The following is a 20094-nucleotide window of genomic DNA, read 5'->3' on the forward strand; positions in this document are numbered from 1 at the left end:
GCCGTCATAGCAAGCCATCCCGCAAGGGACCGGAAGTCAAAGGAGGAGTGTACCGGCACTCCATCCGCAAGGGAGGAAACCGTGAAGAAACTTCTCATTTCGACAGCGTTGGCGGCGTTGATGTCGACCAATGCGATGGCTGCAAAAATCGGCGTCAGCATCGTCAACTTCGACAACAATTTCCAGACGTTGCTGAGGGACGGCATGCAGGCCCGCGCCAAGGAAAAGGGCGCCGGCATCCAGGTCGAGGACGCGCAGAATGACGTCGCCAAGCAACTCGACCAGGTAAAGAACTTCATCGCCAGCGGCGTCGACGCCATCATCGTCACGCTGGTCGACACCAACGCGTCAAGGACGCTCAGCGACGAAGCTGCCAGGGCCGGCATCCCACTGGTCTTCGTCAACCTCGAACCGTCAGACATGGCGAACCTGCCGGAGAAACAGGTCTATGTCGGCTCCAACGAGGTCGAGTCAGGCACGCTGGAAGCGTTCGAGGTGTGCAAGATGCTGCGCGCCAAAGGCAAGTCGGCAGGTGCCAACGCTTACATCGTCATGGGCAGCCTGGTTCACCAGGCGGCCCTGCAGCGGACCAAGGATGTCGAGCAGATCTTCGGCACCGACATGTGCAACTTCATCAAGATTGTCGACAAGCAGTCGTCCGAATGGTCGCGCGACAATGCGCAGAATCTGATGACCAACTGGCTGACCGCCGGCGGCGCGCCAGACGCCGTCATCGCCAACAATGACGAATCCGCCATCGGCGCCATCCTGGCGCTGAAGGCCAATGGCGTCGACATGAAGAACGTCGTCGTCGGCGGCATCGACGCCACGCAGGACGGGCTGCAATCGATGAAGGCGGGCGATCTTTCTGTAACGGTGTTCCAGAACGCCAAGGGGCAGGGCGGCGGCGGTGTCGACGCGGCTCTTGCACTGGCCAAGGGCGAGAAGGTCGACCGTGTCGTCTATGTCCCGTTCGAACTGGTGACGTCGGCAAACGCGGCCGACTACCTCAACAAGAACTAATCCCAGGACGGGGCCTCTGGGCGGCTGTCATTGCCGTTCCGGAGGCCCGACCGCAACTCATAGAGGAAAGAATGTCCAGCTGGATCAGGGCCTGCGGTCTCGACGATATCGAACAGGAAGGGGCCCGGCGCTTCGACCATGAAGGCCGCACTTACGCGGTCTTCCGCTCGCCCGCCGACGAGGTGTTCTGCACGGACGGCCTGTGCACACATGAGGCCGTCCATCTCGCTGACGGGCTTGTGATGGACTACGAGATTGAGTGCCCCAAACATGCTGGCGCGTTCGATTATCGGACCGGCGCGGCAAAGCGGCTGCCGCCTTGCGTCAATCTCAAGACGTATCCGGCAAAGGTCGAAGGGGACTCCGTCCTGGTTGCGATGCCAGCAACAGGAGCCTAATCCGATGGGACGTCGACCGGTGGAGGGCGGTCTTCAGAACTCAATTTCAACCCAAAGACTCGTCGGTTGGTGACCTACAGCCCACCGGGCGGAAGAGTCGGTCTTGTCCCATTTTGCATCCCACGTTTGCGTCACTGCATATCCCAATCACTCGATGAATGCCGGCGTCGTCTGGGTCAACTGCTCCGACCATGGCGACATGACTTCGATCCGGGGTGGGTAACGGGCAACGGGCGCGACAAATGCCTCGAAGCGCTGTCACAGTACACGCAACCAAGTCGGTGCGGGTAAACCTGGGCTGAGATATCGGAAGGTGGCCGTCTCCTGCGGGACAGAGCGGCCTTTTCTCGCATTGGCGATCACGAAGCTGGAAATCGCAACGACTGAATGAAAACTGCCAACCGCGATCGTTTGTGGGCTGAACCAGACGGGGCGCTCAGGAACTCATGTACCAGCCGCCATTGATGTTGATCGTCTGCCCGGTGATGTAGCCGTTCCGTGCAAGGTTGACGGCAATCGAGGCGACTTCGTCCGGCTGGCCGAAACGACCAATGGGGATCAGCGTTGGTTTGATTGCAGGATTGTTCCTGATCATGTCCGTCTCAATCAACGCCGGAGCAAGGACATTGGCGGTGATGCCTTCCTTGGCAAGGGCGTTGGCGTAGTAGTGAGCGAGACCGATGAGACCAGCCTTGCTGGCGGCATAGTGGGGACCGATGATGCCGCCGGTTTGCGCAGCGATCGAAGAGACAAAGATGAGGCGGCCCCACTTGCGCCGCCGCATCTCCGGCAGTGCCGTTTGGGTGATGTGGAAAGCGGGACTCAGGTTGACCTGAAGGGACCGGTCCCAATCTTGCCCTGATACCTGGTCGATCGTCCTGGAGGGATTGATCCCTGCATTGTTGACGAGCACGTCGATCGATCCCAGGGAAGCCCCCACCATCCGCACGAGTTCCGCGGCCCGCGCCGGATCGGAAAGATCGGCGCCGATGGCCACAGCCCTGCGGCCTTTGGCCTTTATTTCATCGACGACAGCGTCGGCGGATTGTTTGTCGGCATTGAAGTTAATCGCGACGTCGCACCCTTCATTGGCCAGACCAAAGGCGATTTCCCGGCCAAGGCCCCGCGAGCCGCCGGTAACAAGTGCGATCTTGGAAGTTAGATTGTCCATGCTGCTGCCTCAACCAATCGACAAATCTGCGAACCGCTCCGGCGGGTTCATGACACGCTCCACCAACATGTCCTCGGAGACGTGCTCTGCTGCAAGATCGCCGGTCACCTCGCCTTGGTAGATGGTGACGATCCGGTGGCTCAAACCTATGATCTCAGGCATTTCGGAGGAAATGAGGATGACCGCGAGGCCGCTCTCGGCGAGTTCACCGATCAGCGCATGCACTTCGGCTTTCGCATTGACGTCAATGCCTCGGGTCGGCTCGTCGAGGATCAGAAGCTTGGGCGCCGTCGCCATCCATTTGGCAAGAACGATCTTCTGCTGGTTTCCCCCACTGAGCGTTCCGACACGGGTCTTGGCGGTAGACACTTTGATCTCGAGACGTTGGCGATACTTGTCGAAGATCGACTGTTCTTGCGTCGTATCCATGAAGCCGAAGCGGACCAGACGGCGCAACGACGCCATGCTGGTGTTGTCGCGCGCCCCCAATCCAAGGACCAGGCCCTGTTCCTTGCGGTCTTCCGGCACGAGGCCAATGCCAAGCCGCACGGCATCTTTGGGAGAGCTGATTTCGCGCACTTGGCCGCACCATGACAATTTGCCTGAAGTGACTTTGCGCAAGCCGAAAACCGCTTCCATGAGCTCTGATCGTCCGGCCCCGACGAGCCCGTACAAACCGACTATTTCTCCCGCGCGGATACTGAGATCGACGGTCTTTGCGGAGCCGCCCACCCCGAAGCCCTCAAGGCGGAGAACTTCTTCGCCGATCCGGCGCCGCGCGCGATGAAAATAGCTGTCGAGCGAGCGACCGATCATGAGGCGCGTGATCTCGCGCTCGGTGATGTTTTCGCCAGATAGCGTGCCGGTGACCTTTCCGTCACGCAGGACCGTCACCCTGTCGGCAAGTGTCAGCACCTCTTTCATCTTGTGCGATATGTAGACGATGCCGACGCCGCGCTTTTTCAAGCGGTCGATCGTGACGAAAAGTGCCTCGGCCTCCTGGTTGGTCAGCGCCCCTGTCGGTTCGTCGAAAATGACGACCGAGCAATTGAACGCCGTAGCCCTCGCGATCTCGACCATTTGCTGGCGCGCGAGCGACAGGTCGCCCACAATGGCACGCGCATCGAGATCGTACCCGCAATCTTCAAGAACGCGTTCGGCATCGCGGTAGAGTTTTTTCGTATCGAGGCGGCCGCCCCGCAGCTTCGGGAAATCGCCGAGGAAGATATTTTCGGCAACGCTCAATTCCGGGACAAGCGAAATTTCCTGGTGGATGAGAAGGATGCCTCGACGCTTGGCATCCATGGGGCTGGCGAAAGTCACCGTTTCGCCGCGATAGCGTATCGTGCCGCTGTTCTGCGGGAAACTTCCGGCCATGACCCGCATGAGTGTACTTTTGCCGGCGCCGTTTTCGCCGCACAGCGCATGCACTTCGCCCGGCAGCACGTCGAACGTGACGTCCGAAAGCGCAATCACGCCCGGAAATGTCCTTCCCACGCCTTCGAGGGAAATGATCGCGCCCTGTGTTGCTTCGGGCTGCGATTGCAATGGTGCTGCCGCCGTTGACATCTGGTAGCCTCCTTGATTGGCGCTAGCCTCATTCGGCTGCCTTGCTTGCGCGATTGAGCTGTCTGTCGAGCACGAGCGCTGAGATCAGCGCCAACCCCATGATGCCCGGGATGTAGAAGGGGGCAACGTGAAGCATGTTGAGGCCGTTGCGCAGGATGGCCAGTGCCAGCACTGCCGCGAATGTTCCGATCAGGTCGCCCTTGCCGCCGCGCAGGCGGGTGCCCCCGAGGACGACAGCAATCACTGCCCACAATTCATAATCCTTGCCGTAGCTGGGCGTGGCCGCTCCCAGGTTGGCCGCCATCGCGACCCCACATATGGCCGCCATCAATCCGCAGATGATGAAGTTGATCACGACATGTCGCGACACGGGAATCCCGGCATTTACCGATGCCGATCGGCTTCCGCCAATGGCATAGGTATTCCTGCCGTGCACGGTACGCCGAAGCATCCATTGGAAACACAAGACGGCAGCCAGAAAGATAAAGGGGATCAGCGTGACCGGGCCGACATGCCGCATGCTGAGGTCGTATAGCTGTTCGTCGATCGCCGACAAGGATGTATCGCCGGCGTACAGGAACGCCAAACCCCTGGTGCCAATCATCCCAGCCAGCGTTATGATAAACGAGCTGACACCCAGGCGCTCAACGGCGAGCCCGTTCAGGAGGCCGAGACAAAGGCCGCTACCCAACGCCACGGCAATCGCGCCTGCCAACCCGATCTGCTCTTGCATACCAATGACGAGACAGGACGAGAGGCCGACGACCGCCCCGACGCTGAGATCGATGTTTCCACTGATGATGACGGGAGTGAGGCCGGTGGCAAGCAGGCCGACCAGCGCGCACTGGAAGAGAACATTGGACAGGTTGTAGGTCGTCAGAAAGTGTGAGGTGGTCACCGAAAAAAAAATGAAGAGGCCCAGACCGAGCAGCCAGACGGGGTTTCGGGCCAGGTATTTCACGGGTTCCACGAGCCTCATTCCTGCACGAGGGCCGTGCGATGCCTTCTGCGGGCTGCTTGTCATTTGGATGTCCCCGATGCTCATGCGAGAACCCGACCGCGCCGGGAGGCTACGTCCGTCCATACGACACCGATAATCACGACCCACGACACCAGCCACTGCACGTAATAAGGCAGGCCGATGAGCAGGAGCGCGTTTTGTATAAATCCCAACAGGACCACGCCAATAATGGTGCGGCCGATACCGCCGTCACCGCCGGCCAGGCTTGTCCCTCCGAGGATAACCGCCGACAGCACCTGCAGCTCGAGGCCTGAACCAGAGTTGTTTTGCGCTGCCATTACCCGTGAGCTGAAGACGATGGCCGCCATCCCCGTCAACGTGCCGGAAATCACATAGCAGGTAAAAAGCACCTGCCTGGCGGCTATCGACGAGAAGCGACTGGCGATCTCGTTGCCACCGACGGAGAAGACCTCCCTGCCGAACCGGGTCATTCCAAGCAGGACTGCGGTCAATGCCGCAATCAGGAGAAAGATCAGCACCGGGATCGGCACGTCGAGCAGGTAGCCGCGGCCGATCACCGCGAACCACGTCGCCTCAGGTCGATCGATGAGGGCGTTCTGCCCGCTCGTCCAAACGAGGGCGACCGCCTGGAGAACCGATAGCATGCCGAGAGTGGCAATCAATGAGTTCAGCCGAAGGATCGCGACGAGGAACCCATTTATGCAGCCGACCACCAAGCCGATGATGATCGGGACAGTGACCGCGGCGATGGGCGATATCTCGTCGTGAAGTGTGATTGCCACCACGGCGCAAAGCGACAGAAGCGAACCCACGGTCAGGTCCAGGCGGCCAGCAATGACCACGAACGTCACGCCAAGGGCAATTATCCCCGTCACAGATATCTGCCTCAGCATCTGTGTGATGTTGTCGAAGCTGAACAGGCCCGGCACCGTCGTGCCGCCTATCAGGAGCATTAGCACGGCTGTCGCGATCAGCAGCTGGCGCGCGGATGGCCGACCGATGTCTTTCATATGCTTCTCCCCGGCGACCGCGTCCTTTCAAAAGACCTAAGCTGTTACATGTTATCACAGCAGAAGGCAGTCGAATACGAGCCGCTATGTCCTTAGACGTTCAGTTTGTAGGTCTCGATGGCATTGTCGCGGTACAGCGCCCGCAGTTCAGAATCGCTGAGCTTCGACATGACCTCGTCGACGGCATGGACCCAGCCCACGTAAGACACGGCGTTGGTTGCCACGGGCCAGTCGCCGGCGAACATCAGACGCTTCGTGCCAAAGGCCTCCAGCGCGGTTGTCATGAACGGCTCGATATCGCTGACTGTCCAGTGCTCATGATCCGCCTCCGTCGCAACGCCCGACAGTTTGCAAACGACGTTCCCGGATCGGGCAAGCTCCTTCATCTGGTCGGCCCATGGCTGAAAGCGATGCTCCCGGATGCCCGGCTTGCCGATGTGATCGAGGACAAATCGCATCTCGGGAAACCGGCGCACCAACTCGATGGTGCTTTCCATCTGTCGGTAGGTGATGCAGATATCGAACGACCATCCGAATTCTGACAGCGCCTTGAGACCGTCGATGAAATCGGGTCTCAGCGCAAAATTCGCATCGGCTTCCTGCTGAAGCAACCTTCGTACGCCCTTCATCAATGCGATGTCGCGTAACTGCTCGAGGTGGCCCCGAACGGCGTCTCCCTTGTGTATCGGCGCATGCGCGACAATTGCCCTGATGCGGTGGTCCTGCCGGGCCACATCCGCCACCCATCTGGCTTCCGCCAGGGTGGCGGTTTCATCCACATCGCACTCCACAAACACCATTGCCTCGACCTCAATGGCCGCCCTTGCTTCGTCGAAGTCCTGCAAAGTGAAGCCTCGATTGAGTTTTCCCGCTGACTTCAACCATGACATATCAAGCAGGTCGGGGCGCCAGATATGCAGATGGCTGTCGATAATCGGATACGAGGGCATGGTGATCCTCGACCTCAGGTGAGCCGGTTTTGTTGAAGGATATAATCGCTGGCGCTGCGGAGGTCGGCGGCGAGGGCCGCCTTTGCCGAGTCGGCATCACGGACTTTCAGCGCGGCGATCATCGCCTCGTGATGTTTGGTCGGGGTCTTGCTAGTGATCCTCTCGGATCCGGAGCGAACGTCCAAATTCAGGACCGGACCGATCTGCGACCACAGACCCTCGATGATCTGGAGCAATGCTGGAAGTCGCGATGCCCTGTACAATGTGAAATGCAGGTTCTTGTTCAAGACAATCAACTTTGCCGGATCCGGTTGATGCAGGTCACATTCGGCATTGAACGCTGCGGAGAAGGCGGCGGCTTCGCAAAGTTCGGCTGCCGAAATTCGCTCGGCCGCATATTCGATAGCCATGCCTTCCATTCGGATGCGGATCTCGCGCAGCTCGATGAAGCGGCTTTTGCTCATCAAGGGAACCCGGAAGACACGATTGGGGAGGAGCTCGATGGCCTGATCCACCATCAGCTGGCGCAGGGCGTCCCTGACAGGCATCGGGCTCGTTCCAATCGCTGCCGCCAGCGTTCGAAGGGTCAGTTTCTCTCCGGGTGCGAACTGGCCCGCGATAAGCATCTCGCGCAGCTGGAGATAAACGCGCACCCCAAGTGTTTCGGTTTCAATCGGCACGATCGCTGAAAGTCCGCTCATCTCTTGCCTCTCCTGCTGTTCCTGCTGTTCGACGTTATCACAGCGTACAGCCGCAGGTCATCCCACGCCGCCTCAGTCCCCGCCGGTGCCGGTGCGGAAATCGAAGCCGACGGTCAAGCCGCCATCAACGACCAGGTTGGCGCCGGTGACGGCGGATGCCTCGTCGGACAGGAGATAAACGATAGTGGACGCGACCTCGTCCGGGTCGAGCAAGCGTCCAATGGGATTACGCTGCTCGCGAGCGCGCAAAAATTTATCCGGGTCGCTGGCAGTCGCCAGATGGCGACGGAAAAAGGGGGTGTCGGTAACACCCGGCGACACGCAGTTTGCGCGGATGCCCTGGCGGGCGTGGTCCATGGCAAGTGCCCGGGTGAATTGCAATATCGCACCTTTGCTGGAGCAATAGGAAACCAGCCCTTGTTCGGCCATATAGGAATCGATGCTGCCGATCGTCACCACGCTACCTCGCCCGCGCTCTATCATTGCGGGAAGCACGCTGCGGACGGCGAAGACCAGGCCCATCAGGTTGACGCCAATCGTCTTGGCCCATGCGTCGTCCGAAAGCTCCAGGACGTTTCCGACTTCAAGATACGCAGCCGCCGTCACGAGAGCGGAAGGTTGCCAGTCCCGTCTTCTCAGCGCCTCGCCGACCCCTTGCCATGTCGAAGCCGCCGATACATCGCCAGATACCCATCCGAGGTTCTCGGTCTCCTGCGCGCCCGACATATCGACGCCGAGCACCTTGTAGCCCTTGCCGATCAGGCGACGCACCGTTGCTGCACCAATCCCGGAAGCCGCGCCCGTCACCACCGCAACATTACTCATGCTTTCCTCCAATTGCCCCGTGGGACCCTTTGCGAACCCGTTGGGAGGTCCACTCAAAAAGTGGGACGCGGATACTGATCGATATTCTTTTGCGTAATTGAAGGCGATGCGAAGAACACCTGCTTGGGGACCTGCTTGCCCTCCACGATCTGGATCGCGGCCTGGATGGCGGCCTGGGCATCGGCGCTCGGCGATTGCAGGACGGATCCGTAATAGTTGCCGGCCTTGATCTCGTCATAGGCGGTGGCAAACAGCGTGCAGTCGGTGAACTTGATCTTGTCCGCCTCGATCTTGCCTTCGGCGACCGCGGCTTTGACGGCGGCAAGCGCCCCGACGCCCATGTCGGAATTGGCCGAATAAACCCCGTCGATCTTGTCCCCGTATTTGACCAGATAGGCTTCCATCACCGACTGGGCTTTCTCACGCGACCAGTCGCCCGGCTGTACGTCCAGGACCTTGATGCCAGGATGCTGTTTGATGACGTCCAGAAAACCCTTCTCGCGCTCCTGGGTTACGGAGTAGCCCGGGAGGCCGTCGATGATCACGACGTTGCCCTTGCCGCCGAGTGCCTCGACCATCATCTCGCCGGCGGCGTTTGCCTGTTTGACATCGTCGGGGCCGGAGAAGGTGTTGAAGTAATCGGCCGCCGACGGATCGGCCTGGGAGTTCGTGACGACGACAGGAATGCCGGCCTCCTTGGCCTTGCGCAGGGCGGGCACGATCGCCTTGCCGTTCACCGGCCAGACGATCATGACGTCCGCCTGCTGCGCGATGAGATCCTGAACCTGGTCTGACTGCTTGACCGGGTCGATCTGCGCGTCGAGCACGATGGTCTTGACGCCAAGTTTCTTGGTGTAGGCGTTGAAGGTTTCGAGATATGTCGCAACGTAGCCGTTCACCCCGGAGCCGAGGTTGGCGAAGCCGATTGTGATTTCACCGAGCGGCTTGGGAAGCGGCGAGGGAAGCCAATCCTGCTTGTCTTGAGCCGCCGAGGCGCCGACAAGGATGGCCGATAGGGCAAAGCCAGCCGCGAGTGTTTTCAATGGGTTCATGTCTTCCCTCCTGTGCTTGCCATAGCGGCAGACTGTTCGTGCGCTCGGTCGATTGCCCGGGACCCTTTTGAGATCCCGGGGAAGGGTCTGTCAGAATGTGGGGCGCGGATAGTCAGCGATGTTCTTCTGCGTGATCGAGGGAGAAGCGAAGAAGAGCTGCTTGGGCAATTCCTTGCCCTCCACGATCTGGATCGCGGCCTGGATCGCTGCTTGTGCATCGACGACCGGCGACTGAAGGACCGATCCGTAATAGTTGCCGGCCTTGATCTCGTCATAGGCGGCGGCAAACAGCGTACAGTCGGTGAACTTGATCTTGCCCGCCTTGATCTTGCCTTCGGCGATGGCGGCTTTGACGGCGGCAAGCGCGCCGACGCCCATGTCGGAATCGGCGGAATAAACCCCGTCGATCTTGTCGCCATATTTGACCAGATAGGCTTCCATCACCGACTGGGCTTTTTCACGCGACCAGTCGCCGGGCTGGATGTCCAGGACCTTGATGTCTGGATGTTGTTTGATGACGTCGAGAAACCCCTTTTCGCGCTCCTGGGCGACCGAGTACCCCGGAAGGCCATTGATGACGACCACACTGCCCTTGCCGCCGAGTGCCTCGACCATCATCTCGCCGGCGGAGTTTGCCTGTTTGATATTGTCGGGACCTGAAAACGTGTTGAAATAATCGGCCGCCGAAGGATCGGCCTGCGAGTTCGTGACCACGACAGGAATGCCGGCTTCCTTGGCCTTGCGCAGGGCGGGAACGATCGCCTTGCCATTCACCGGCCACACGATCATGACATCAGCCTGCTGCGCGATGAGATCCTGCACCTGGTCGGACTGCTTGGCGGGGTCGACCTGCGCGTCGAGCACGATGGTCTTGACGCCGAGTTCTTTGGTGTAGGCGTTGAACGTGTCGAGATAGGTCGCGACATAGCTGTTCACCCCGGAGCCGAGGTTGGCGAAGCCGATGGTGATTTCACCGAGCGGCTTTGGAAGTGGCGAGGGAAGCCAATCCTGCTTGTCCTGCGCAGATGCGGCACCGGCAAGCATGGCCGACAGGGCAAAACCTGTCGCGAGTTTTTTCAATAGATTCATTTCTTCCTCCTTTTTTGGTTGTTGGCTGCACGTGTTCGGGTCGAACTCGCTGGCTCCTCCCAGCCTGTCGCCGTCTCAGGACGTCCCCGCAGGTCCCGGTACGGTCACCGTCATTCCCCCGTCGAGCACGAGCGTCTGGCCGGTCAGGTAGGCGGATGCCTTGGAGGCCAGAAACACCATGGTGCCCCCAAGCTCCTCGGCTTCCGCCCACCGTCGCAGCGGTGTCCTGGAAATGACGGATTGGTAGAAATCCTGGTCGTCCAGGATTTGCCTATTCATTTCGGTGAAGAAATATCCCGGAGCCACGGCGTTGCTCGTGATGCCCTGCGGGCCGAATTCCGCGGCCAGCGACTTCGTCAGGCCGACAACACCGTGTTTCGCAGCCACGTAAGTGGCTTGGCCGGCCCTGCCGATTTTTCCCATGATCGACGATAAGTTGATGATGCGGCCGTAGCCGTTCTTTGCCATCACGGGAGCCACCGCTCCGGCCAGCAGCAGCATCGATACGAGGTCGACGTTCAACAGCCTGCGGAACTCGTCACCGGTCGTGTCGACCAGCGGCTTGCGCAGTATCATCCCGGCGTTGTTGACGAGGATATCTATCCGCTCATGACGTGCGGCGATGTCCTTGACCAGCGATCGGATGCCCGGTTCGTCGGTGACATCCAGAAGCGCGGCCTCGGCCTTCAGCCCGTCCTCGAGGAATTTCGCGACCACGGCTTGGGTCGCGGGAAGGTCGATGTCCGTCGTCACGACATGTGCTCCCGCGCTGGCGAGCGCCCGGGCGGTGGCGAGACCGAGGCCCCGCGATGCGCCGGTAACAAGCGCCACGCGACCGGTGAGATCGAAATCCTCGTTCATTGGCCAACCTTGCGCGTCAGCGCGATCGCCTGGTCGAAGCGCCAGGATGGCGGCTGCATGAGCTCCAGCGTGTAGCCGTCGGGATCATGGAGGTAGCAGGTGAAGCCGCCCTTATTGATCCCGGCGGTGATCGCCACCGGTTCAGAGACGAACTCCACGCCGGCAGCCGACATCTTCTCGTACATCGCGTGAACGTCACGCGTCCCGAAAGCGAAGTGGGCGGCGCCGATATTGCAGGGCTTGGTGTCGATCTTGACCCCCTTCGGCTGGATATACTCCATGAGTTCGATGATGTGCCCGGAGAGCCCGGCATCCAGCTCCGGCACCTTCAAAAGCACGGCCTTGAGGATCGCGCCTTCGATGCCGACCAGCTTCCTCGTGTATTCGTTGTCCTGGATCTGCGTGTGGATGACTTCGAGCCCCAAGAGGTCGGTATAGAAGGGCAACGTTCTTTCCATACTCTCCACCGTCCAGGACGCGTGCCACATGGAACATACGGTCATGGTCTCACTCGCTTTCGCTTTGCGCGGCGTTCGGCATCTAGGCGGCCGGCGCCGCGCTGAACCGGTATTCGACGGTTCGGGGACTGGCGGGATCCAGTTCCACCGTCGTCGCGACGCCGCGCCTGTTGATGGGATTGGAAGCCAGGCTCGCCCGTGTTCCGAGGTCGAACGCCCCGGTGAGGGGCTCGACACCCACACAGAGATTCTTGCCGTTCCATGGCGCGTATGCGCGGCCGCGATTGCTCATCCAAAGAAGAAGCGAATTGAAATCGCCGGGATCCCAGGACAGCCGGTATAAGACAGCCCTGGTTTCATCAATGAGCTCGACCCGCCCGTCGATGCCGCAAAGTTCGACGATTTCCTCGGTGTCATGGGCGAACGGAAGCTGATCGAATGCTGCGGTGCCGCCTGCCGACAGCGGGACGCTGGCGAGATCCTCGAAGATGGCACCCGGCAAGGCTCGCGACACTCCCGGCTCTGGACCCGCCGCATGCACGATGCCGAACTTGAATGCTCCGGGCTTGATCCGAAAAGCGCCCGACAGCTGCGGCAAGGCAAAATTCGGATGCAGGCCGATGGGGCGGACGACGGGCCTGCGGGTCTCGATCGTCAGCGAGAAGGTCAGGTGCGGGCCGTTCCTGTCGGCGCTGACCTTGCGCGCCAACCTTCGGATGGCGGAGGTCTCGGGATACTCCACCTCGATTTCGACGCTTTCTTCATCGCGGTGAACAAGGCGCCAATCCGCGACCGTGCAGTAGCCGTGCAGGAGGAAGTCGGTCGCATCGAGTTGAGCATCGGCATCGGAGCGCCGCAGGCTCGGCTTCCATTCCTCCGTCACGCTCTCCTGCGGGTAGTCCGCGCCGAAAGGAACGCACGGAAACTCGCTCCTGAGATTCTCCAAAATGGGCGGGTCGGCCTTTATACCGGGCGCGATCCAGGGCGCCTCGTAGAACGGCGCCACATCTTGGCCGCCGACGTTCAATTTGACGCCCGCCAGCATTCCGCCCTTGGCGTGGACGTCGAATTTCCCGTGCGGCCAGTTTACTGTCCAAACCGTCGTCATTTCAAACCTCTGGAATTAGGCGCCGAGCGCTACGCCACGGCGCGGTCAGGGACGCGGGCGGCTGGCTGCGGACCGCTATCCGAGCAGCCGAGCACGGATTGGTCGTAGTCAACCAGCGACCCGGTCATGATCCCGGAGTCCGGAGAAACCAGAAAAGCGGCCGCGCGTGCGATCTCAGCTGGATCAAGCAGGCGTCCAAACGGCAGTTTCGCGCCGGCTTCGGCCAGGAACCTGTCCGAACCCGGGCCAATAACGGAAGCCATCATCGCGCGCTCGCCGGGAGAGTCCGTCCAGCCGATGTTAAGCCCGTTCACCCGGATGCGGTCGGGTAGCAGGGAGAAAGCCACGTTCCTGGTCAAGGTGGCCAAGGCGCCTTTCGACGCGCAATACGGCGTGATGAAGCTTTGGCCGCCATGACCAGACATGCTGATCACGTTCAAGATCGAACCGCTCGTCTTTTCCCGGCGCATGATCTCGACTGCTTTCTGGATCAAAAAGAACGGTGCGCGCACATTGACGGCGAACAGACGATCAAAAGTCTCGGGAGAGGTATCGAGAATGCTGCCGCGACTCGTGTCGCCGGCCGCATTTACGAGGATGTCGACCCGTCCAAAAGCCTTGTCGGCGGCGTCGATGATCCGGGCGGCCGCATCGACCTCGGCCAGATCCGCTTGCACGAAGCAAGCGCGACAGCCTTTGGCGGTAAGATCCGCAGCCACGGCCTCTCCTCTGTCGCGTTGCCGGCCTGTGATCAGACATCCGGCGATGCCGCGGTCGGCCAGAAGGCGCGCGGTCTGCTCGCCGACACCCTGTGTGCCTCCGGTGACGACGGCGAAGCTTTCTCTCAGCGGGTGAGCGGTAAACGACATTGAACCCTCCCAGTCAACGCACTGCTTTATCTGATACACATTATCTGTTATCACAGCAAGGGTGAAACATCGTCAAAATTATCAATATATGATGATAACATCCATATTTGACATTTTCAGCCAGTTGCGTCATTCCTCCGAGCAGGCCCGGAGAAGGAGCAGGAGATGAACGTTAGCGTTGGCGTTAGCCGTCAGCCCTTGAAGGAATTTGACATGAACTTCGCGCGGGAGATGTTCGCAAGGATCGCATTCATCAGGGCGTTCGAGGCCAAGGCGTGGGCTCTAACGCAGACCAATCCGCCACGCGTCATGGGATCGATGCATTTCTGCGCCGGGCAGGAGGCGGTGCCACTCGGGGCCGTTGCCGGCCTCCAGGAGGAGGATCAGCTCATTGCAACCTACCGCGGTCATGGCTGGGCGTTGGCCGCCGGCTTGGACCCGCATTCGGTCATGGCCGAGATATGCCAGAAGGCCGAGGGCCTGAATGGTGGGCGCGCGGGTTCGCCATACTTTATGGCGCCCGATACCCGGTTCATTGGTGAGAACTCGATTGTGGGGGCGGGGACCACGATGGCGTGCGGGGTGGCCCTCGCAAACCTGTCGCTCGGCAACGGCAGGATTGTCGTCGTCTCCATTGGCGACGGTGCGATGAACCAGGGGGCCTCACACGAGGCGTTCGCCTTCGCCGCCGCCAAGAAGCTTCCGGTCATTTTCGTGGTGGAGAACAATGGCTGGTCAGAGTTGACCGCGACCTCCGACATGTTTCTGGTGGAACGCCTCGCTCAACGTGCCAACGGCTACGGCATCCCGGCGGCGACCATCAACGGAGCCGATCCGATGATCGTGCGCGACAGCATTGGGCTCGCTGCTGCTCGTGCCCGCGCCGGTGAGGGGCCGAGCCTGCTCGAATGCCGCGTCCCGAGACTATGGGGTCACTACAACAGGGACATCGAACACTACAGATCCAAGTCGGACAAGGCCGAGGCTGAAGCCCGTGATCCGCTTGCCGAGTTGCGGGGGCGCCTTGTGGCCAGCGGTATGCCGGCCGAGGACCTCGACCGCATAGTGGCTCTTCAGGACAAGCAGGTCGAGCACCTGGTCGAGACGGTGATGTCCTCGCGGGACCCCGATCCCAACTCAGCTCGAAGCAATGTGATCGCACCCCTCCTGACGACAGGGCGGAAAGTACCCAAGGTCGTTGAGACCAGGGAGATGACCTATATCGAAGCTGTCAATGCCGCGCTGCGGGCAGAACTCGAAAATGAACCTCGAACCTTGGTCTACGGCGAAGATGTCGGCAAAGGCGGCGGCATATTCGGCGCCAGCCGATATCTCCAAAGGGACTTTGGCGCGGATAGGGTCTTCGATACGCCAATCGCCGAGAATGCCATCCTCGGTTCAGCGGTCGGCGCGGCTTTGGCCGGAATGAAGCCGATCGTCGAGATCATGTGGGCCGACTTCATTTTTGTCGCCTTGGATCAACTGGTGAACCAGGCAGCGAACATCCGCTACATAACGGGCGGCAAGTCGTCGGTGCCTCTGGTGGTGCGGACCCAGCAAGGAGCGACACCGGGCTCTTGCGCTCAACATTCGCAATCCATCGAGGCCATGCTCGCCCACGTTCCCGGCCTCAAGGTAGCCCTGGCCGCCACTGCTTCGGATGTCTATTCGCTGCTGCGCGCTGCGGCCGCCGACCCAGACCCTTGTGTCGTCATCGAATCCCGCTCTCTCTATCAGACCAAGTCGATGGTGGACCTTACGGATGGGGCCGAAGCCGTCGGCACGGCAAGGAAGCGCCGCGACGGGAAAGACGCGGTCATCTTGACCTGGGGAACGATGGTCGGGCCTTCGCTGGCGGCAGCCGAGGCCCTGTCGGCTGGCAAACTCGATGTGGGCGTGCTGGACCTTCGCTGGTTGAACCCGCTGGACGAAAAGGCCATCGTCGGCGCCGTCACCGCGGCGAACGGCAAGGTTCTCATTGTTCACGAAGCGGTGAGGACGGGGGGCTTCGCCGGGGAAATCGCCATGCGTATTGGCGAGCTCGTTCCGGAAATGGACGTCAGGATTTCGCGGTTGACGACCCCAGACGTCAGAATGCCTTCGAGTCCCGTTCTCCAAAGGGCACTTTTGCCGAATGCAGAGACAATCGCAGCGGCCGCGAAAACGCTGGCGTCCTGAGAGCCGTCGCGGAACCGTTGACCTCAGCCGGATTTGGCGGTGAAGAAGTCGGACATCGCTTCTATCTGGCCGATCAGCATGCTGTCTCCTCGATGGATACGCACGCCGGCACTCAGCGCGGCTTGCAGCAGGGGAGTCGTCTCCGGCGCCATGACCACCTCGCACACGACGCCAGACCGCCGCAGCACGCCCTCGCTGAAAGGCAAAGGGTCATCCTTCCTCATCCCCAGGGAGGTCCCGTTGACAAGCAGGTCGAACGGGCCGTCGAGGGCCTGCCCGTCCTCGGCCAATACGTTGGCATGCGGAAAGGCTCGCAAAAGCTGATCACGCAGTTCCTCCGCGGCCTGCCTGTTGCGATTTCGGATGGAAAGTGAGCCAGCTCCTCTCGCGACCATCTCGAACGCGATCGCCTTGGCGGCGCCGCCGGCCCCGGCCAGGGCAACCGATTTACCTTGCCATTGTATGCCCGCTGCCTCGAGACCTCTGATGAAACCCGAACCGTCGAGCATGTCTCCTTCCATCCGACCGTCCTCAAGGCGCCGAACGACATTGACAGCGCCGATCGCGTGAGCGCGTTGCGTCACGACATCGCACAGAGTGGCGATGGCCGATTTGTGAGGGATGGTCACCAGGAAGCCCGCAATGGAAGCGATGTCCCTGCAGGTGGAGAACACACAAGCCAGACGGTCTCGGGGAACCTGAAAGGGTACCACCACTGCGTCGTACCCAAGCTCGACAAATCGCGCATTGAGCAGTGCGGGCGCCCTGACGTGCAGGACCGGATCGGCCAAAATGGGATAAAGCCTGGTTGTGCCTGAAATAGCCAATTGACCCTCCCTGAGACCCCGCAGATAGAAGCGGAAGGGAAGGCTATGTCAACGTGTTACACTCACATCATTAGTTGATATAAACCTGCTTACCGCTTCGCAATATCCTTGAGACGATCGACATAGCGATCAAGGTTGTCATTGAACCGTTCGGATGGGGCCGACAGCCCTAATACCATTTGCGAAGGTATTTTCCCGATCGGAACCGCGAGACAGGACAGCCCCGGAGCGTATTCCTCGTTCTCGAATGCAAAACCGCGCTCGCGGGTCTGGGCAAGTTCCCGTTTGAAGACATCCACATCGAGGATGGTGTTCTGCGTGCGCTTTCTGAGTTCGTGTTTGGACAGATACAGGTCCCGTTCGGATGGATGGACCATGGATAGAAGCATTTTCCCGCTGGCTCGCGCATGGGCATCACCTGTCGTGCCTTGGGCAATCTCTCCCGCACGAATTGGTGCCGTTCCGGTGGCCGTTGCCATCACCACGATCTCGCCGTCGATCCATCCGACGATGTAGGCGGTTTCACCCGTTGTTTTTGCTGCCTGTTCGGCCAGTTCCGCCATCATGCCGGGCGCGGTCAGTTGACGTTTGAAGCCATCGGCGATGGAGGCGACACCGAAGCCCAGCGCATACGAGCTGCCGCCGATCTTTCTCAGCATGTCGGTTTCCACCAGCGTGTGTATCAAGTGGTAGACGACCTGGCGGGGGATCGAGAGATCGTCACTTATCTGTTTTGCCGAAACGCCCCCACCACCTTGTTGGGCGACATACTTCAGAATTTGAACGGTGCGCGCAGCGGTCTGAACCCGCGGTTTTTCCGAGCGATTGTAAACTGCGTCCATGACCATCCCGGTACTCTCGGCCTCGACATCAAGCTTATCACAGACCTCCCGCGCTTTGACAAATTGAGCAATTCGTCCAGCGCTCGATCGCTTCAAGGATCATGGATCTTCGACAACGAAGGGGCGTAAGGCTGCCGCTGTCCGGCGAAGAGCGAGCAATCGGCGCCGCCTCCCGCCGGGGAGGTTCGGACTACCTGATACTAGGGAAACCAGCGGCTACGCCAACAAAACCAGCGCTCCGGTAGTCTTTCGGGATTCAAGGTCGCGGTGCGCGTCCGCAACCCGGGCCAGGTCGTAGCGCACCGGCGGCCCGATTGTGACGGCGCGCTTACGAAATGCCTGGAAAAAGCGATCGACATGCGGCGCCAGCTTCTGTGGTGTGTCGGTGTAGTGCGCGTAGTTTGGCCGTGAGATGGTAACCGACTTGGAGGCGAACCGGCCGATGTCCCAATTGCCGACTGGACCCGAGGCCTGGCCAAAGCTTATCAGGTGACCGCGTATGGCGAGCGCTGCCAGCGACCCGCCAAACGTGTCATAGCCGACCGCGTCATAGGCGACGTCGGCGCCCCTGCCCCCTGTCAGCCGCATGACGGCCTCGGTGAAGTTTTCACGGGAGTAGACGATGACATGATGCGCGCCCAGACGCTCGACGATGCGGGCCTTGTCGTCGCTCGACACCGTGGCGATCACCGTCGCGCCGAGATGACAGGCCCATTGCACCAGCAATTGGCCCACGCCCCCGGCGGCCGCATGGATGAGGACGACGTCGCCCGGCTTCACGGCATGAACATCATGCAGCAGGAAACTCGCGCTGACGCCCTTGAGCAAGCCGGCGGCGGCGATCTCATCCGAAATATCGTCCGAAAGATGAACCAGCAGTTCAGGCGCCATGTTGCGCCGCTCGCAATAGGCGCCGACCGGCGGACACGCATAAGCGACACGGTCGCCGACAGCGAAGCCCGACACCGCCGACCCAACCATCTCGATGACGCCGGCCGCCTCCATGCCCGGCACGCCAGGAGGCTGCAGAAGGTCGAAATAGCCGGTGCGGCAATAGACGTCGATGAAATTGACGCCGATCACCGTATGGCGGATCCGCACTTCGTTCGGCGCCGGCTGCGGCAGTCCAATTTCCCTGAGCTGCAGCTCTTCGGGTCCGCCATAGCGCTCGACAACGATTGCCATGGTTGTTGCGGCCTGACCTGGAGTGACCGTTGGCACGACGCGCGGCACGCTTGGCGCAGGAGCGGCAACCGCGCGGGAAGGCCTCACCTCGATCGGCGTGCCCGCGCTTCGGCCTCGTAGAAGATTGCGCACAGCCGCGAAGCCGGCCTGATAGATGCCTTCGGCGACCAGCTTGACCAGTTCGTCGCGCCGATGCGCCGGTGGATTGAACTCGGAGCGCCATTCCCAGAAGGTCGCGTTACCGTCGGTCACCGGTTTCAGCCGCACCGAGGCGACATAGCCCATCAAGGGAAGCGGGGCTTCGAGCAGGCAATAGCTGAGCCTTCGGTCCTTGTCGGACAGCGCCAGCAGTTGTTCACGCAACTCGCCGCCGTCGGCCAATCGGAAATGGCGCACCGAGCCGACCGCATCGACCGGATCGCCGCCCTCGATCTCGCTGAAGGCAATCGCAGGGTGCCATCGGTCATGGCCATTGAAATCGCGCAGGATCGCCCAGACCTCGTCGATCGGTGCGTCGATGATCGTGCTCTGGCAAACTCTGACCATTGGCCGATGTCAGCGCCCGAACCGGTGTTTCAACGCGGTGAGGGCGGTCTGGAACACGCCGGTGCCGATCTGCTGCATCAGGGCGGCCTCGCGATCAGCCGCACAGTCGAACTCCGCTTGCCATTCGGCGAGCGTCAAATTGCCGTCGGTGATCGGCGTCAGCGACAGGGTGGCGACATAATTCTCCACCGCCATCGGGCTTTCGAGGATCGCGTAGCTGCAGGACAGGTCGTAGTCGGAAAGAGCCAGCAGCCTTTCGCGGATGCGCCCACCATCCCTGAGCGTGAAACTCCTGATGCAGCCGATCTGGTCGGCTTGCGCATTCTGCTCGATGCGGCTCTCGGCAACGAACGGCGCCCAGCCCGGCAAACCATTGAAGTTGCGCACGACCTTCCAGACCTCCGCCGCCGGCGCAGGGATGACTGAGGAGACATAAACCTTGGTCATTTC

At 60.7% G+C, this 20094-nt stretch carries 20 protein-coding genes; 3 read left to right on the top strand and 17 right to left on the bottom strand.

The window, feature by feature from the left end:
* Positions 1-81 precede the first annotated feature (81 nt).
* Entirely contained in the window at positions 82-1023 is a 942-nt protein-coding gene (locus LB569_RS11010) for a substrate-binding domain-containing protein (RefSeq protein WP_224692261.1), read from the top strand.
* 71 nt (positions 1024-1094) lie between these two features.
* On the top strand, positions 1095-1421 hold the full coding sequence (locus LB569_RS11015; protein ID WP_224692262.1) for a MocE family 2Fe-2S type ferredoxin: 327 nt from the start codon (positions 1095-1097) through the stop codon (positions 1419-1421).
* A gap of 436 nt (positions 1422-1857) precedes the next feature.
* Here LB569_RS11015 and LB569_RS11020 read toward each other — a convergent pair whose 3' ends face one another.
* The 13 genes from LB569_RS11020 to LB569_RS11080 all read right to left on the bottom strand — a co-directional run bounded on the left by LB569_RS11020 (position 1858) and on the right by LB569_RS11080 (position 14066).
* Positions 1858-2592, bottom strand: coding sequence for an SDR family NAD(P)-dependent oxidoreductase (locus LB569_RS11020; RefSeq protein WP_224692263.1), 735 nt, complete (start codon positions 2590-2592; stop codon positions 1858-1860).
* A 9-nt stretch (positions 2593-2601) separates the two neighbouring features.
* A complete protein-coding gene (locus LB569_RS11025; protein ID WP_224692264.1) occupies positions 2602-4161 on the bottom strand; it encodes a sugar ABC transporter ATP-binding protein in 1560 nt (519 codons plus the stop codon).
* A gap of 28 nt (positions 4162-4189) precedes the next feature.
* Entirely contained in the window at positions 4190-5131 is a 942-nt protein-coding gene (locus LB569_RS11030; RefSeq protein ID WP_224692265.1) for an ABC transporter permease, read from the bottom strand.
* 71 nt (positions 5132-5202) lie between these two features.
* A complete protein-coding gene (locus LB569_RS11035; protein WP_224692266.1) occupies positions 5203-6153 on the bottom strand; it encodes an ABC transporter permease in 951 nt (316 codons plus the stop codon).
* A 92-nt stretch (positions 6154-6245) separates the two neighbouring features.
* Positions 6246-7103, bottom strand: a complete 858-nt coding sequence (locus LB569_RS11040; RefSeq protein WP_224692267.1) for an amidohydrolase family protein — start codon at positions 7101-7103, stop codon at positions 6246-6248.
* Between the two features lie 14 nt (positions 7104-7117).
* A complete protein-coding gene (locus LB569_RS11045; protein WP_224692268.1) occupies positions 7118-7804 on the bottom strand; it encodes a GntR family transcriptional regulator in 687 nt (228 codons plus the stop codon).
* A 72-nt stretch (positions 7805-7876) separates the two neighbouring features.
* Positions 7877-8629, bottom strand: coding sequence for an SDR family NAD(P)-dependent oxidoreductase (locus LB569_RS11050; protein ID WP_224692269.1), 753 nt, complete (start codon positions 8627-8629; stop codon positions 7877-7879).
* 53 nt (positions 8630-8682) lie between these two features.
* Positions 8683-9681, bottom strand: a complete 999-nt coding sequence (locus LB569_RS11055; RefSeq protein ID WP_224692270.1) for a sugar ABC transporter substrate-binding protein — start codon at positions 9679-9681, stop codon at positions 8683-8685.
* Positions 9682-9771: 90 nt separating this feature from the next.
* A complete protein-coding gene (locus LB569_RS11060; RefSeq protein WP_224692271.1) occupies positions 9772-10770 on the bottom strand; it encodes a sugar ABC transporter substrate-binding protein in 999 nt (332 codons plus the stop codon).
* Positions 10771-10845: 75 nt separating this feature from the next.
* Entirely contained in the window at positions 10846-11631 is a 786-nt protein-coding gene (locus LB569_RS11065; protein WP_224692272.1) for an SDR family NAD(P)-dependent oxidoreductase, read from the bottom strand.
* Positions 11628-12134 (bottom strand): VOC family protein, encoded by a 507-nt coding sequence (locus LB569_RS11070; RefSeq protein WP_318013106.1) that lies wholly within the window; start codon positions 12132-12134, stop codon positions 11628-11630. Before LB569_RS11070 ends, LB569_RS11065 begins: the two co-directional genes overlap by 4 nt.
* A gap of 37 nt (positions 12135-12171) precedes the next feature.
* The gene (locus LB569_RS11075) at positions 12172-13197 is read right to left on the bottom strand and encodes a hypothetical protein (RefSeq protein ID WP_224692273.1); all 1026 of its coding nucleotides are present in this window, start codon (positions 13195-13197) and stop codon (positions 12172-12174) included.
* Positions 13198-13226: 29 nt separating this feature from the next.
* Entirely contained in the window at positions 13227-14066 is an 840-nt protein-coding gene (locus LB569_RS11080) for an SDR family oxidoreductase (protein WP_224692274.1), read from the bottom strand.
* 165 nt (positions 14067-14231) lie between these two features.
* Here LB569_RS11080 and LB569_RS11085 point away from each other — a divergent pair, with 165 nt between their 5' ends.
* Entirely contained in the window at positions 14232-16244 is a 2013-nt protein-coding gene (locus LB569_RS11085; RefSeq protein WP_224692275.1) for a thiamine pyrophosphate-dependent enzyme, read from the top strand.
* Between the two features lie 23 nt (positions 16245-16267).
* Here LB569_RS11085 and LB569_RS11090 read toward each other — a convergent pair whose 3' ends face one another.
* The 4 genes from LB569_RS11090 to LB569_RS11105 all read right to left on the bottom strand — a co-directional run bounded on the left by LB569_RS11090 (position 16268) and on the right by LB569_RS11105 (position 20091).
* Positions 16268-17071 carry a shikimate dehydrogenase family protein gene (locus LB569_RS11090; RefSeq protein WP_224692276.1) on the bottom strand — a complete coding sequence of 268 codons (804 nt, stop codon included), beginning with the start codon at positions 17069-17071 and terminating at the stop codon, positions 16268-16270.
* Between the two features lie 89 nt (positions 17072-17160).
* On the bottom strand, positions 17161-17913 hold the full coding sequence (locus LB569_RS11095) for an IclR family transcriptional regulator (RefSeq protein ID WP_224692277.1): 753 nt from the start codon (positions 17911-17913) through the stop codon (positions 17161-17163).
* Between the two features lie 216 nt (positions 17914-18129).
* Positions 18130-19644, bottom strand: coding sequence for an SRPBCC family protein (locus LB569_RS11100; protein WP_224692278.1), 1515 nt, complete (start codon positions 19642-19644; stop codon positions 18130-18132).
* 9 nt (positions 19645-19653) lie between these two features.
* Positions 19654-20091: an SRPBCC family protein gene (locus tag LB569_RS11105; protein WP_224692279.1), complete on the bottom strand. Its 438-nt coding sequence runs from the start codon at positions 20089-20091 to the stop codon at positions 19654-19656.
* Positions 20092-20094 lie beyond the last annotated feature (3 nt).

Source organism: Mesorhizobium sp. BH1-1-4 (genome assembly GCF_020165665.1).
Classification (GTDB): Bacteria; Pseudomonadota; Alphaproteobacteria; order Rhizobiales; family Rhizobiaceae; genus Mesorhizobium.